14 protein-coding genes and 1 pseudogene are annotated in these 14,786 nt (G+C 54.2%); 2 read left to right on the top strand and 13 right to left on the bottom strand.

The annotated features are described in order from the left end of the window. The coding region (locus ABD76_RS15365; protein WP_197253583.1) for a transposase at nucleotides 1-346 on the top strand (346 nt) is incomplete at its 5' end. A 401-nt stretch (nucleotides 347-747) separates the two neighbouring features. Here ABD76_RS15365 and ABD76_RS15360 read toward each other — a convergent pair. The 13 genes from ABD76_RS15360 to ABD76_RS15300 all read right to left on the bottom strand — a co-directional run bounded on the left by ABD76_RS15360 (nucleotide 748) and on the right by ABD76_RS15300 (nucleotide 14,308). Beyond that, the gene (locus ABD76_RS15360; protein ID WP_197258138.1) at nucleotides 748-1,665 is read right to left on the bottom strand and encodes an N-acetylglucosamine kinase; all 918 of its coding nucleotides are present in this window, start codon (nucleotides 1,663-1,665) and stop codon (nucleotides 748-750) included. An 85-nt stretch (nucleotides 1,666-1,750) separates the two neighbouring features. Then, nucleotides 1,751-2,893, bottom strand: coding sequence for an exo-beta-N-acetylmuramidase NamZ family protein (locus ABD76_RS15355; protein WP_197258137.1), 1,143 nt, complete (start codon nucleotides 2,891-2,893; stop codon nucleotides 1,751-1,753). A 31-nt stretch (nucleotides 2,894-2,924) separates the two neighbouring features. Continuing rightward, nucleotides 2,925-3,629, bottom strand: coding sequence for a PIG-L deacetylase family protein (locus ABD76_RS15350; protein ID WP_197258136.1), 705 nt, complete (start codon nucleotides 3,627-3,629; stop codon nucleotides 2,925-2,927). Then, nucleotides 3,629-4,597: a GNAT family N-acetyltransferase gene (locus tag ABD76_RS15345; RefSeq protein ID WP_197258135.1), complete on the bottom strand. Its 969-nt coding sequence runs from the start codon at nucleotides 4,595-4,597 to the stop codon at nucleotides 3,629-3,631. The genes ABD76_RS15350 and ABD76_RS15345 overlap by 1 nt, the downstream gene beginning before the upstream one ends. An 18-nt stretch (nucleotides 4,598-4,615) precedes the next feature. After that, complete coding sequence (locus ABD76_RS15340) at nucleotides 4,616-5,476, bottom strand: carbohydrate ABC transporter permease (RefSeq protein WP_197258134.1); 861 nt, start codon at nucleotides 5,474-5,476, stop codon at nucleotides 4,616-4,618. 21 nt (nucleotides 5,477-5,497) lie between these two features. Beyond that, nucleotides 5,498-6,400 (bottom strand): carbohydrate ABC transporter permease, encoded by a 903-nt coding sequence (locus tag ABD76_RS15335; protein WP_197258133.1) that lies wholly within the window; start codon nucleotides 6,398-6,400, stop codon nucleotides 5,498-5,500. A gap of 89 nt (nucleotides 6,401-6,489) precedes the next feature. Further along, the gene (locus ABD76_RS15330) at nucleotides 6,490-7,920 is read right to left on the bottom strand and encodes an ABC transporter substrate-binding protein (protein ID WP_197258132.1); all 1,431 of its coding nucleotides are present in this window, start codon (nucleotides 7,918-7,920) and stop codon (nucleotides 6,490-6,492) included. A gap of 31 nt (nucleotides 7,921-7,951) precedes the next feature. Beyond that, a complete protein-coding gene (murQ, locus tag ABD76_RS15325; protein ID WP_197258131.1) occupies nucleotides 7,952-8,866 on the bottom strand; it encodes an N-acetylmuramic acid 6-phosphate etherase in 915 nt (304 codons plus the stop codon). Nucleotides 8,867-9,053: 187 nt separating this feature from the next. Then, nucleotides 9,054-9,914 carry a MurR/RpiR family transcriptional regulator gene (locus ABD76_RS15320; RefSeq protein ID WP_197258140.1) on the bottom strand — a complete coding sequence of 287 codons (861 nt, stop codon included), beginning with the start codon at nucleotides 9,912-9,914 and terminating at the stop codon, nucleotides 9,054-9,056. A gap of 140 nt (nucleotides 9,915-10,054) precedes the next feature. Next, nucleotides 10,055-10,234: a hypothetical protein gene (locus ABD76_RS15315; protein ID WP_197258130.1), complete on the bottom strand. Its 180-nt coding sequence runs from the start codon at nucleotides 10,232-10,234 to the stop codon at nucleotides 10,055-10,057. A gap of 216 nt (nucleotides 10,235-10,450) precedes the next feature. Then, nucleotides 10,451-11,161: a purine-nucleoside phosphorylase gene (deoD, locus tag ABD76_RS15310; protein ID WP_197258129.1), complete on the bottom strand. Its 711-nt coding sequence runs from the start codon at nucleotides 11,159-11,161 to the stop codon at nucleotides 10,451-10,453. Between the two features lie 38 nt (nucleotides 11,162-11,199). Further along, the gene (locus tag ABD76_RS15305) at nucleotides 11,200-12,204 is read right to left on the bottom strand and encodes a sugar-binding transcriptional regulator (RefSeq protein WP_197258128.1); all 1,005 of its coding nucleotides are present in this window, start codon (nucleotides 12,202-12,204) and stop codon (nucleotides 11,200-11,202) included. A gap of 241 nt (nucleotides 12,205-12,445) precedes the next feature. After that, a complete protein-coding gene (locus tag ABD76_RS15300; protein ID WP_197258139.1) occupies nucleotides 12,446-14,308 on the bottom strand; it encodes a bifunctional metallophosphatase/5'-nucleotidase in 1,863 nt (620 codons plus the stop codon). 267 nt (nucleotides 14,309-14,575) lie between these two features. On the opposite strand from ABD76_RS15300, the pseudogene ABD76_RS15295 reads away from it, so the two are divergent. Beyond that, nucleotides 14,576-14,786, top strand: a pseudogene (locus ABD76_RS15295) (IS1380 family transposase); the annotation flags it as partial.

Here is a 14,786-nt window from a genome sequence, read left to right as displayed (position 1 = left end):
CCGAAACAGAGCTAAACGGATTCAGCTAACGGGTTCTTACCGTCATCTGCAAAAGTTACGAACCCGCTGTGAGCATGTGTTTGCTGAAAGCAAAGTTGCGCATGGCATGGATCGTGCACGGAGCCGCGGACTCGACTGCATGCAAGAACAGGCGCTACTGACGGCGATCGTTCAAAATCTGAAAAGACTATGCCGGTTTGGGAAAAAGCGATCTCGAACTGGTATGTCGGCATGCCAAAAAACGAAATCCGTGATGACAGAGGCGTTGTCACGCCTACTCATTTCAGCGCTGGCTGAGTTGTTTTACTCGTTTTGCATGTCCATCAGACGGCTACAACTGCACTAATTCACCGGACTTTTAAAAAAGAACGCAAGATTCGATGCCAAGCCGCTCCCTGCTTGGGTTTAATCGATTTTAGATATTTTAAATTTTAGCGTTTAAACTATTTCTAAGGATATGTAACCACAGGATATCATCACTGTCAATATATCCCATTCGGTTTATTCTCCAAAATCCGAACGTTACCGTTAACAAAGCTAAAAACGTTCACAATTCTGTAAATTTAGGCTCGATTGTTCATTTTTCCGACACAAGCGGACCCTCTCAGCCTTCCCTTCCAAAGACGCTCCCTCTCTATAAGCCCGCGTGCTCAGCCGCTTCCCGAGAACGCAAAAAAAGAGCGCGAACCGCCTTCCGCATTCGCACTCTTTCTGTGGGCTTGCCCCGTTCCGAACATTGCTTCCGCTTCATCCCGCAGCCAGCTTCCCTAATGCCAGCAGCACCGCGCCATAGGCCGCATCCTTCCCGGCGGCGATGCATCGCATCCCGGGGTACCGCTCTCCGAGCAAAGCGGTCAAGCCGTTCCGAATCTCGCTGTTCTTCAGCAGCACGCTGCCGGCCATCGCCACCGTGCCCGCTTGCAGACCCAGCTTCTCCACGACCGGAACGACAAGCTCGCACAGAGAGCGGGCGGACTTGTCCGCGATGGAGAGCGCCGTCTTGTCCCCAAGCGCGCAGGCCTGCGACAAAATCGGGGCTAGGGCCGCGATATCCTTTTTGTTCGTGCGCTGATCATACACGAAGCGGATAAGCTGCTGAATCGATTCTATCTGCAGCTGCCGATACACCATCTCCGTAATGGGCGTTGCGGGAATGCGGCCGTCATGCGCGCGCACGACCGCCGACAGCAGCTCGCGGCCAACGCTGTAGCCGCTGCCTTCATCATCGATCAGATGGCCGCAGCCGCCCGCGCGATGAGACTGGCCCGCTTCATTTTGCCCATAGCAGATCGATCCCGTTCCCGCGATGAGGATGACGCCGACGGCCTTGCCGTGCGCGCCGCACAGCGCCGTTTCTTGATCGCCCGTAATGGTCAAGCCGCCTTCATATCCGCATTCGCGAACGCTCGCTTCCAGGCGGGGAATGACCGTCGGATTGCTGACCCCCGCCGCGCCGATACAGACCTGCACGCAGCGCTCCAGCCCTCCGCATACCCTCGCAATCGTCGCGAATATATCCTGCAGGCTGCTTCGTACGCTCGCCTCGTCCTGTCCGTTGTAGTTGATCGCCCCGGACGTGAACGTATGCACTGCCGTCCCCTTCATATCCGCAATAGTGACGGCTGTCTTCGTGCCGCCGCCGTCCACCCCTGCCACATAGTTCAACGTAAGCTCACATCCTTCTTCTGCCTTAAGCTCCGCGCGGGGGCACGAACGGTGCGCGTTCCCCCAATGGGACGGCCGTTCCCCCCTATGGGTATAAATGATACTGCCGCTTCATGTCCGCGAATTCCCGGCTTTCCTCACGGAACCGCTCCAACATCGCCGGAACGTCCGCCGGCTCCGCGCGGTAGATGCTGTCCCCGCCTAACAGATCAATGAACGGGCGCGAATTTTCCTTCACCGGAGGCAAAAAGGAAAACTGCTCATAATTGCGCTTGATGGCGTACAACAGTTGAACGCCCGTTTCCAGCGGCCGCAGCGCGCGGCGATCGAGCACATGAAGCTGCACCCCGCCGCATTGCTCATCCCGGAACTTCGAGAACGAAGGCTTGAAATAGACCGGACGGAAGACGACTCCCGGCAGCTTCATCCGGTTCATCTCCCCGGCCAGCTTCTCCGCTTCGATGAACGGCGCGCCGATGATCTCGAACGGAGCCGTCGTGCCTCTCCCTTCCGAAATGTTGGTCCCTTCGAACAGGCACGTCCCCGCATACAGCAATGCCGAGTCGAACCGCGGCAGCCCCAGGGACGGCATCACCCACGGAAGCCCGGCGTCAGGGAACTGCATCGTCCGATCCCAGCCTTCGCAGCGCACAATATGCAGCCGACCGTTCCACTTCATCTGCTCGTTCGCCATTGCCGCCACCTCGCCTGCCGTCAGGCCGTAGCGGACGCAGAGCGGATAATTCCCGACGAAGGAGTGATAGCCCGGCTTCAATAGATTCCCTTCCACCGTCACGCCGTCGAGCGGATTGATCCGGTCCAGCACGACGAACTCCTTGCCCGCCTTCGCGCAATCCTCCAGGGCGTACAGCATCGTGTAAATGAAGGTGTAATACCGGACCCCGACATCCTGAATATCGTACACGACCATATCGACTTCATCCAGCATCTCCAGGCTCAAGCGCTTGGAGTCTTTGCGGTACAAACTGTACACGGGCACCTGCGTATGCGGGTCCACATACGTCTCCACCTGGGCCCCCGCCGCCTGATCGCCGCGCACGCCGTGCTCCGGCGAGAACAGCGCGGCCAGATTGAATTTCTCGTGCATAATTTGAATCGTCGAGACGAAGTCCTTCGTCAAGCCGGTCGGCGCCGTAATGAGCCCGATGCGCTTCCCTTGAAACAGATGCGCGTACTCCCCGATACAATCAATCCCGTTGCGGATCATAGCAGCCTCCTCTTCATGCGCGCATCCGCCCTTACAATTCGGACTGGCGCAGGCGCATGCTTTCTTCCGGAATCATGAACGTTTCCGCGTATTCCTTCCTTGCCTCGATGCCGCGCACCCGGGCCAGATGCTTATAGTACTCCAGGTAAGGGAACGAGGCGCTCCCCGTAACGAACCAATGCAGCGACACCGCCTTCACCCACAAATCATAAGCCTCTTGCGAAAAGTCAACGTAGACGTAAGGCTTGTAGTCCACCGCGTCCTCCCAGTTCTCCGCATAATAGAGCTTGGAAGCGAAGAAGGCGGGCAGCTCCCGCTCGAACGACGGCAAGCCGGCGAAAAAGCGCGCGTCATTGACAATGCGGTGCGTCGTCATATGATCCTTGTGCATGCTGTTCTTGAAATGCGTAATGATAATATTCGGGCGCACCCGGCGGATGACATCGCACACCTTGAGGCGATTCTCTTCATTGTCCTGCAGCTCGCCGTCCGGCGTATCGAACACGATCGCCTCGCCGCCCAGCATCTCCGCGAACGCCTTCGCCTCGTTCACCTTCTGCTCGCGATATTCCGCCATATCCCTGCCTGCCGGGACCCCGCGCTCCCCTGCGGTCAGCGCCAAGGTGACGATGCGATCCCCCTTCAACGAATGGCTTGCCAACACGCCGCCCGCGGTCAGCTCCATATCCCCCACATGACCGCCAATAGCCAGAATCGTCATCTTTTGCTCGCTCATTAGACAAGCTCCTTTCTCATGACAGCGAAATGTTTGACCGTGCGAAAGCCCGCCTTCTCATAAATGCGAAGCGCCGGATTCGCGCTTCCGGTGTAGAGCGACATATACTCCGTTCCGATGCTTCGGAACGCCTCGCACAGCTTGAAAAACAACACCGTTCCCAAGCCATGCCCTTCATGCTCGGGATGAACGCCGATGCCCGCGAAGTAGCCGCGCCCGTTCTCCTGCCGAATGACCGGGCCCGCGAAGCCGGCGGCCTTCCCCTCATGCGCGGCGACGACGAACGGCACGCCATCCGCAGCCGCCCGGCCGATCTCCCGCTCCCAGAGCGGATTGTTCAATCCCCGCAGCATCTCCTCCAGGCCGCTATGCTGACCGGGGTCGAACAATTCGACCGTATAGCCTTCGGAGGCGGCCCGCTCCTCCTTGGCCCGGATGTCTTCGGGGATGGCGAACCCGGCGAGCGGCATATACATGGCGCATTCGATCGCGCGCTCAATATACCCTTGCCGCAGCAAAAATTGATGAAGCGCGCTGCCTATCGGCACGCCGGGCGCATTGTTATGCTCATGCTTCGGCGTATCCGGGATATACCAGGGCAGCATCATCGGATTGAAAAACAAGACCTCCGCCTGCTTCTTCCCCAACGCTTGAAAGCGGCGCTCCACCGCCTCCAGCATCACCTTATAGTTCTCCTCGCTGCCGCGATCGCGGGAAAGCACGATGCATGTAATATAGCCGGAGGCCTCCCCGAGAGGCAGATCCCGGCCCGTGCATCCGCACGCGAATCCGATGACCCGGCCGTCTTCCAGCAGCACAAACGCATTTTCCGGGTCGAAGCGGGCATTCGACAAAAAGATAGCTTCAAAGCTTGCCTCCGTCAGCTCCTTGTACCCGTCTCTTACGGCTTCTTCATTCCATAGCGCAATCACGTCGCCGCTATATTTCCGATCCCAGGTTGCCAGCATATTAGGCAGCACCTCCGATTATCCTTTGACCGCGCCTACCGTTACTCCCTTCAGGAAATACTTCTGCAGGCTGAAGAAGAGAATGAACATCGGCAGCGCGGAGATCGTAGCGCCCGCCATCATCGGCGCAAAGTATGTCGTGTTGGCGAAGCGGAAGTTTTTAAGACCTACCTGAATCGTCTGCATATCCATCGTATTCGTGACCAGGAATGGCCAGAAGAAGGTGTTCCAGCTATCCATGAAGGTGAGAATCGCCATGACGGCCAAGACCGTTTTCGACAGCGGCAGGATGATCTTGAAATAGACCTGGAACTGGTTGCAGCCCTCGATCTTCGCGCATTCCAGCACCTCGGTCGGAATGCTGCTCATGAACTGCTTCGCAAGGAAAATATTATATACGGTAACGAGACCAGGCATGATTAAGGCACTGTACGTATTTTGGATTTGAAAAATGTTGACGATCAAAATGTACAATGGCACTTGCGTTACCTGATACGGAATCATCATCGCTATTAACAGCAGGGTGAACAGCGCCGTTCTGCCCTTGAATTTAATTTTGGAGAAGGCGTATCCGGCCATGCTCGCAAAAAACACGTTCGACACCGTCACCACACTTGCCACAAACAAGGAATTTAACAGCCAGCGAAAGGAATGCTCGCTATATTCGAAAAAGAACTTGTATGATTCCAGACTGAACTTGGTCGGAAAAAGCGAATAGCTCATCGCACCGGCTTCGACAGGATCCCCGAAGGAAGAAATAATCATAAAATAGATAGGGAAGATCGTGGCCAAAGCAAAAAGCAAAAGTACGGTAATGATGACAGCATTTCTAATATATTTGACTGCCACATTTCCATTATGTGAATGATAGAGTGACATTATCGGCTTCTCCCCTTCCCCTTAATATTCCACGTCTTTGCCCATAAATTTAAATTGAATGAACGAAATGATCGCGATAATGGCGGCCAGCACCAAAGATTGCGCCGCGGCTTTGCCGAATTCAAAGTACTTAAACGCGTTGTTGAAAATAAGCAATCCAACCATCGTCGTTGAATTGTCCGGGCCGCCGCCCGTCATCAGATAGGCGTTCTGGAACACCTGGAAGGAACCGATAACACCGGTTACGAGCAAGAACAATGTCGTTGGCTTCAAAAAAGGAATGACGATATACCACAGCTTCTTCAGAAAAGATGCCCCATCCAATTCCGCTGCCTCATAATAACTGTCGTCAATGCCGAGCAGCGCCGCCAAGTAAATAATAATGGCCGTGCCGTGGCTGGCCAGCCAGGACATCAGGACGAGAGAGAACATCGACGTCGAGCTGGATCCGAGCCAGTTCAAATTGCCGATGCCGAACAGTCCAAGCAGTTGGTTCAAAATCCCCGCTTCCATCGGATCGAAGATCCACAGCCATACGACGGACATCGCCACCCCGGACGCAACGGCCGGCAAATAGTACACGGCCTTGAACGTCGTCTGCAGCTTCTTATTCAACGGCAAAATAAGAATGGCCACGACAAAAGAGATAATCAAGGCCACGGGAACCGTCAACACCGTATATACGGCCGTATTGACGATCGATTTCCAAAACAGCGGATCCTTGAAGGAATTGATATAATTATCAAAACCGACAAACGTAGAACCTAGCGGCTTATAATCCTGGAAGCTGATAATAAAGGCGCTGACAACCGGATAAGCCGTAAATACGGCGAATACAACCAGGGCTACGGCGATAAACGCATATCCCCAGCCCGAGTCTCCTCTAATTTTCCGCTTCTTCAGCGGCTTCGTTAATTGGGCCATAATGTGAAACCCCTTTCAGTACGCAGTGATGCAATGATTTTCGGATAGCCGCACGCGGTTCCATGCGGCTATCCGAATGTCTGCTCTGTCTAGTCTTTGACAACCCCGTCTTCGCCGAATGCGGCGACGGCGGCCGATTTCACCGCATCATACATTTGTTCCGGCGAAATCTCGTTGGCAATCAAGGCCTGAAGCTTCGGAATAATCACTTCGTCCTCGAGCTTAATCGCCTTCGCGCCCAGGTCCGTCGGAATATCCGGACGTGCCGGCGTCGCTTGCTTGAGCAGCGTTTCTACAGCCTCTTTATTGAACTCGTTTCTTTCAATCGGCATGCTTTCGGCCGCTTTTCTTCCGGACTTCGTAATATGCGCCGCGAAGAGATCGTTGTTCGTCGTGGCCGCTACCTTGCCGCTGGCCAAGAAATAAGCCGCTTTGACGACATTGGCCTTATGTTCAGGCGTCGGCTCCTGCTTGCCGCGGAAGGTCACATAACCGTCAACCGCGACGCTGGCCTGCTGCTTCTCGCCCAGGAACGTAGGAACCGGCAAGACGATATAATCGACCGGGATGCTGCCTTTGACTTCACTGCCGTCTTTCTTCTCGATCTTTTCGTTATTCTGGTTCGCGTTATTTTCGAAAGTGGCCAGACCTTTGCCTGTAATCATCGTTTGACCTGTCAGGAACATATTCCAGCGTTTCCCCGCATCGACCGAGCTAAGCTCTTTCGGCATGGAACCGTCGTCAATGAGCACGCGAATCGCTTTCAGCACTTCCAGGAAGTTTTTGCTCGTGTACGCATATTTCAGATCTTTGTCGAACGCCGCTGGCATGCCCGCATTTTTGAGCAGAATCGCCAAGTAGTCCTTGGAGGCTACGCCCGCCGTCGCAAAGACGAATCCGTAACGGGTCGTTTTGTCGCCATCCTTCACGACGCCTTTTTTCACGTCTTCACGGAATTGCTCGAACGTCCACCCTTCCTTCTGCACCTTCTTCCAATCAATGCCGGCTTGCTCCAGGAACTCCCGGTTGCCGCCCAGCGCGTGAACCTCCATGTACGCCGGGAAGCCGTATAATCCGTCGCCGCTCTTCATATATTCCAATGGAATTTCATCGTAATCGGCAATCATTTCCGGCGTGGCAATATCGCTAATATCCATCAGCATGCCTTGCTGAATATATTTCGGAATTCCGGCCGAACCGATGAACGCGATATCCGGCGGGCTGCCCGCGTTCACTTGCGTATCCAGCTTCTGCGTCATGTCTTCCCAGCTTGCCGGCTCGATCTTCAACGTCAGGTCCGGATACAATTCATTGAATTCCTTCTCCATTTGCTTGAAGTTATCTTGGAAATTGCCAGACACCGGCGGGAGCAACGCGGTTATCGTATCTTTTGCACCGTTTTCACCGTTAGCGCCTGTACCTGGCGAATTCGCATCATTCTTCGAGCTTCCGCATGCCGTTAAAGAGGATAAAGCCAAGGTTAATGCCAAAATGGATGCCAATACTCGCAATTTCCTCATTGATATAAGCCCCCTCAGGTTATCAAATGAATTAGACCACTTTTGTAAACATCCCGATCGCTTTCTTCAAGCTGCCCTCGCATTGTTCCAGCGCCTGCTCTGCCGCGGCCGCATCCAAGCCGGTCTTAATCATCATGATGGCCAGCTTGCAGCTCATGGAAGCGCTTTCTAAATACGCGGCGGCAGTGTCCGGATCAACGCCCGTAGCTGCCTGTATGATGCGCACGGATCGATCCCGCAGCTTGATGTTGCTCGCTTTCAAATCGACCATTAAGTTGTTATACGTCTTGCCCAGCTTCACCATCGTACAAGTGGTAAGCATGTTCAGAACCAGCTTCTGTGCTGTACCCGCTTTCAATCGGGTCGATCCCATAATGACTTCCGGTCCTACAACGGGTGAAATGCAGATATCGCAGACGCTCTCCAGCAAGGATTGCTTGTTATTGACGACGCCGATGGTCGCCGCCCCGATCTCCCGCGCCTTCTTCAAGGCTGCGATGACAAATCGCGCGCTTCCGCTCGCCGTAATGCCGACAACCGCATCCTTGTCCGTCACGCCGCAATTCTCGATTAATGCAACCCCCTCCTCCGCATTATCTTCATAGCCTTCTACGGCCCATCTCAGCGCAGTATCTCCCCCGGCGATATGTCCTTGCACCAGCTCAGGGTCGGTTCCGAACGTGGGCGGACATTCCGACGCGTCGAGGACGCCCATTCTCCCTGAAGATCCAGCACCGACGTAGAACATCCTTCCCCCATGTTTAAGCACTTGATGAAGTGAATTAACCGCTTTCACGATTTGCGGAATTTCGGCCGCCACCGCCTGCGGAACTTGCGCATCCTGCTCGTTCATGAGGCGGAGCATCTGCTCGGTCGTACACTCATCAATGGCCGCTGTCTCCGGATTGATCGCTTCCGTCGTTAGACCCGCTAGATACTCATCCATAGCCATCCTCCTATCCTGTGTGTGTAACTTGCTTATACTGCCATCTTAGCCCTAAAGACAACTGTGGTCAACAGTTTTTGAAATAAAATTTTATTATAAAATAAATTGTTGTTGTTTTATTTTCTTCGATTCAACAAAAAAAGACATCGGGCGCGAGCCGATGTCTGACGGGTAAGCCGCCCCAACCTTAACGATGCTTGCTAGCCAGTATGTTATGCGTCTTCGTCAAATATTTCTTCACATGCTTGTATTCCGCGCTGGCCACCCCGGCGAACAAAATATCGATCACCGTCAGCATGGCAATCCGCGAGCCCATGGCGCCGCTGCGGAACGTAATCTCGGGGGTGGAAATGCTAAGCACGATATGAGCGTTTTCCGCCAACGGGCTTTTCGTATACTTCGTAATCGCAATGATGCAGGCGCCGTTCTTTTTGGCGATATCCAGCGCATCGAGAATATCGGCCGTATGGCCGGAGTTCGAGATAAAAATCGCCACGTCGTTCTTCTCCAGCAGCGTCGCCGCGGTCAACTGGCTGTGGCCGTCGGTGTACGCATGGCATATCTTGTTGATGCGCGAGAACTTCTGTTCCGCATCGATCCCGACCAGACCGGAAGCGCCGATGCCAAAAAACACGATCCGCCGGCTCTCCCTCAGCGCCTTCACCGCGCGCTCGACTTCTTTTCTATCAATCACGCAAAGCGTATCCTCGATAGACTTGCTGTTATTGCGGGAAATATTCGAGATGATCGTATCCAGATCATCCCCGGGCTGAATATCCGTATACTGATCTTTTTGCTCATCCTCAATAGAGCCAAGCGAGGCGGAAATACTGACAATAAAGCTGCGGTACCCGGAATAGCCCATCGTCTTGCAAAAACGAAGAACGGACGCGTCACTCGTCTTCGTCAACTGTGCCAGACTCTTGATGGAGAGATGCGGAATCTCCTCCAGATTGTTCAGCACATACTCGGCGACTGTCCTTTCTACCGGCGTCAAGCTGTCCTTCATGTCGCGAATCTTAATTAAAATATTGTCGTGGATTGACATCACTTTTCCCTACTCATCTTTAAAATTTTATTTCAAAGTTTTGCTCCAATAATAAATTTTATTTTATACTCTGCCCCTGCGATTTGCAATACGAGGGCGTACAATCCGCGAGGCCGCTCTGTCTTTGGCTGCTCTTACTGTCATCCTCCCATCCAGTAGAATCGGCCTGGCCGCTCCTTTTCAGCACTCTCCCATCTGGTCAGAACCAACCCTGTCTGCTCCTTCTCAGCACTCTCCCATCCGGTCAGAACCATCCCTGGCCGCTCCTTCTCAGCACTCTCCCATCCGGTCAGAATCAACTTGCCGCGCATCATCTTCATTCCCGGAGGTTCCTGAATCAATAGCATAAAGAAATTGGACTAGCCCCGATGAAAATCATAGCTTCTGAGCGGTGGGGAGAATGCTCATAAGAGACGCGCCCCCCTATTCATGCAGCACCAGCAGTCCTTCTGCCTCTAAAAGAAAAAAACGACATCTCTGTCGTTTTTAGCGATAATTCATCATTCGACTCCATGACTTCATAATTCGGTGTTCCCTTACTTCTGCGCTACCGCCAGATCCAGGGCGAGCTCAATCATCTCGGTGAATGTGCTCTCGCGCTCCTCGGCGGTCGTCATCTCGCCTGTCAGCACATGGTTCGACACGGTCAAGATCGACAGCGCGTTGACCTGATGCCGGGCAGCGAGCGTATACAGCGCCGCCGTCTCCATTTCCAGCGCCAGAATCTGATAGTCGGCCCACAGCTGAATTTCGTCGCGATCCTCCATGTAGAATGTATCGGTCGTCATCACGTTGCCGACCTTGACGGGCAGCTTTTTTTCACAGGACAGATCATAGGCCTGCTTCAGGAAGCGGAAGTCAGCCGTCGGCGCGAAGTCAATGCCCCGGAAGCGGCGCTGATTCACCGCCGAGCTCGTGGAAGCGCTCATCGCGATCACGATGTCCCGCAGCCCTACGTTTTGCTGAATCGCCCCGCAGGTGCCGACGCGGATCATATGCTTGACGCCGTATTCGTGGATCAGCTCATGCGCGTATATCGAGATGGATGGCACCCCCATTCCCGTGCCTTGAACGGAGACCCGCTTCCCTTTGTAATTCCCCGTATAGCCGAGCATGCCGCGCACCGCGTTATAGCAATGCGCCTCTTCCAAAAAAGTATCCGCAATAAACCGGGCCCGTATCGGATCGCCGGGCAGCAGAATCGCCTCGGCGATCTCGCCTTGCGGAGCGCCAATGTGTACGCTCATATCTGTCATATCCTCCCCATTATGAAATAACCGCCTGCTCAGTACAGAGGAATGCTAGAGAGAGGGAAGGAAGAGGAAGGCCCCTCCCGATGAAGCTGATCCTGCTCCATATCGGCAAGAGATTTGGCCGTGAACTGATCGGTAATGAGCACGTTCGCATACCCTGCTTGAAGCGCGCCAAATATGGCCTCCACCTTGCCCGCACCTCCAGCCACAAGGATGGAATGCTCCTTCCGGGCGAGCGAATCGAGCGAGATCCCGATCGTCCGCGCATCCAGTTCAGGCAGACAGATCCGGCCATCGGCATCATAGAACCGGGCGCCAATCTCCCCGCATGCCCGGCTTGCCAATTCCTTCGCCTCTTCTTCGGTAAAGTATTGCACCGGTAAAACCGGAGAATTCGGCACAGGGACGCCTACGCTGTACAGAGCGATATTCGCCTGTTCTCCCATGTCCAGAACGGCGCGCATATGGCGCTCAGACTCTATCGCCTGCTTCACCAGCGGGTGATCCACGATGACGGGGAGCGGCAGGAAATAAGGAGGCGTATGATAGGCGCTGCCAAAAAGCTGCATAATCTCGCAGCTGTACGTATTTGCTTCGGAATGGCTAACGCCGCCTTGCCACTGCACGACATTGACATTGCTTACATGCTTATGGTTCAGTTTTTTCGCTACCTGATAAATCGTCTCTCCCCAAGCCAATGCAATCGTATCTCCATCGGTGACCAGCTCATCCAGATAGCGAGAGGCATCCTCGGCCAAATACTCTCCGATCAGGTCCTCTTCATAGTGCGGCACCGGGACGACAATCGCCTTTTTCAAGCGGTATTTGTCCTTCAACTGGCAGGCAAGCCGATGCGTATCCTCGGACGGATCCAGAATACGGATCTGCACCAATCCGTCCTCCCGCGCCTGCTGCAGAAATCGGGAGACGGTAGGCCGGGAGACGCCAAGCTTGTCCGCGATATCCTGCTGGCTGCAATCCTTGAAATAATACATTTTCGCAGCATCAATCATTTTTTTGATTTTCTCTTGATCCATCCCAAGCCACCCATCTATCCAATGTCGAATATAGGAAAAACGGTCTATAACTCCTATTATAACATTGTCGCCGCATCTTATCATTTGGCATTCCCGGATGGCGGATGACATTCCCCGGACATGCAGAACGAGAACAAGCGCCCCCCTGCACAATCCTTGGGGAGCGCTCGTCGCAGCACGCTCAGCCTGTTTAATTGTCACGCGGCAGGCGAGAAATGAAAGGGACCGCCTGCTCCCTGAATTAGTTGACTCTCACAATGCGGTTCTCTACCTTTGGATGAATCACCTTATTGTTCACCAAGTATTCTTCTACGATTTCATAGAAGGTATAGCCGGTATCCAGCACCCGATCCTTCTTCAGCATCGAGTATCCGTCCCCGCCGGACGTAATGAAGTCATTCGTCGCGACCTTGTACGTCTTCTCCGGATCGAGCGGCTGCCCGCCCACCTTCACCTCGGTGACTCGTTCGCCAGCCGGCTTCTTCACATCATAAACGAAGGACATGCCGCCTACTTGAAGGAAGGAGCCCGGCAGATCGTCGGTGTTCTCCGCTCCTCTGACCGATACCTCCAGCGCCGCCTTCAGATCGGCCCCGGTCGCCTCGACGATAGTCAGCGTATTCGGGAACGGAAGAATGGAGTAGAGATCCTTCTTCGTCATCTCTCCCGCCTGCTTGCTGGCGCGGATGCCCCCGCCGTTGACCAGCGCCACATCGGCTTCATAGCCCTTGATCGTTTTCGTCTTTGCGATCAGCGCATCGGCAATGAAGTTGCCCAGATTGGTCTCCTTCGCCCGGACCTGCGTCCGCTCGCCGTCCAGATCGACCTCCGTCTTGCCGATGACGGCCTTCATCGATTCCTCGACCTTGGCCACGACCTCCTGCACGAGTTTCTCGATCTCCGGATCGGCCTTCACGCTCTCGTCATACTCGACCAATCCGCCGCTGAATCCGACAAGCTCCTTGTTGTAATAGAACAGATCGACGCGGCCCAATGATTTGCCGTACTCCCAGTCCTGTACGATATACGTCCCGTTCACAACTTCCGGCGTATGAATCGGCGTATGGGAGTGGCCGCCAATGATAAGGTCGATGCCCGAGACGTTCTTCGCGATCTCCCGGTCTTTGTCCACGCCGATATGGGAGACGATAATGACATGATCCGCTTCCTTCTTCATTTCCGGTACCAGTTCTTTGGCGATATCAACCGGATCTTTGAAGGTCAGCCCTTTCACATTGTTCGGATGCGTCACGATTGGCGTTTCTTCCGCGACGAAGCCGATGAAGGCGAACGTCTCTCCGCCCACCTCGGTCGTGAACGTCGGCACGAGCAGGTTGGTGCCGTCCGCCTTGAAGACGTTGGCGCTAATCATCGGATACTTGAGCTGATCGCGAAGCTTCAGCAGCTGCTCGTAGCCGAAGTCAAATTCGTGGTTCCCGGCCGCCATCGCGGTGTAGCCGAGCGCATTGAGAATCGGAAGAATCGATTCTCCCTTGAACTGGTTCGTATAGATCGTGCCCTGGAACGTATCTCCCGCATCCATCAGGAGGAAGTTCTTGTTCTCCTTCTCCCATTCCTTGACGAGCGTCGCGATTTTGGCGTAACCGAACTCCTTGCCCTTCTGATCCTCCTGAATGTGGCCGTGCACATCATTCGTATGGGCGATCGTAATATGCTCCGTCAGCGCGGCTCCCAATGCTTCCGTGAACTGCTCGCGGGTCACGGAGCTGCCGGCGGGCAGTTCAAGCGCAACGCCCAGCTTCTGCGCAATCTCGGCAAGGCGTTCGGCGGAAGGCGCCTGTCTGTCATTGGCGCTTTCCTGCTCCGTAATCGCGCCCTGTCCGGCCGCCCAGTCCAGATAGCCCTGCGCCCAATAGCCGCTGCGCTCCGGAATGGACGCCCCGGTGCCTCTCGCAATCAGCGCGATAGCTTCCCCCAACGAAACGGGCCGCTCGAGCCGCAGATCCCCTTGCTCATAGCCTGCAATGATATGCTTCTGCTGCATCCATTCATTGTGCTCCACCGGTTGAAGCGGTGCGGCAAAGGCCGATGCCGAGAACAGCATCCCCAAGGCGCCGGTCACGAGAAATGAAGCCGCTTTCATTTGGAATCTCAAAAAAATTCACTCTCCCTTTAAATCTTGTTGATAGAATGGCGACATAAAAGTGAACAAATGTAAATATATTAAATTCCTTTTGTCAATTCATAGTATACATAGTTTATTTTTCGGCGGTCAAGACAAAGTTTCATACAGACCTGAATCCGTGAAATGAAATCATAGAAAAGTTAGAAAATGAGCCGCCGGTAAAGTAAAATAAGGAAAAAGGGAAGAATTCCCGTATTTCTTTAACTCACCCCGGAGGTGCCATTGATGAAACCCGTACGTTTTCAACTGGATCAGTCCGTGGAGATGCTGACCGCTCATTCCGGTCTTGCCCTCATTGGCTTGCTCCTTTCCCATACCCAGATTGCCAAGCGCTTGACTCGTTCCTCGCTTCCCGGTGTACATCAACCCACGGTCACTCACCCGGATGTGGTCTACGCGTACCTGGGGCTACTTTGTCAAGGGAAAAGTGACTTTG

Origin of the sequence: Paenibacillus dendritiformis, assembly GCF_015845845.1 — a bacterium.
In the GTDB taxonomy this organism is placed as follows: domain Bacteria; phylum Bacillota; class Bacilli; order Paenibacillales; family Paenibacillaceae; genus Paenibacillus_B; species Paenibacillus_B dendritiformis_C.
This window is presented reverse-complemented; position numbering and strand designations above follow the sequence as displayed.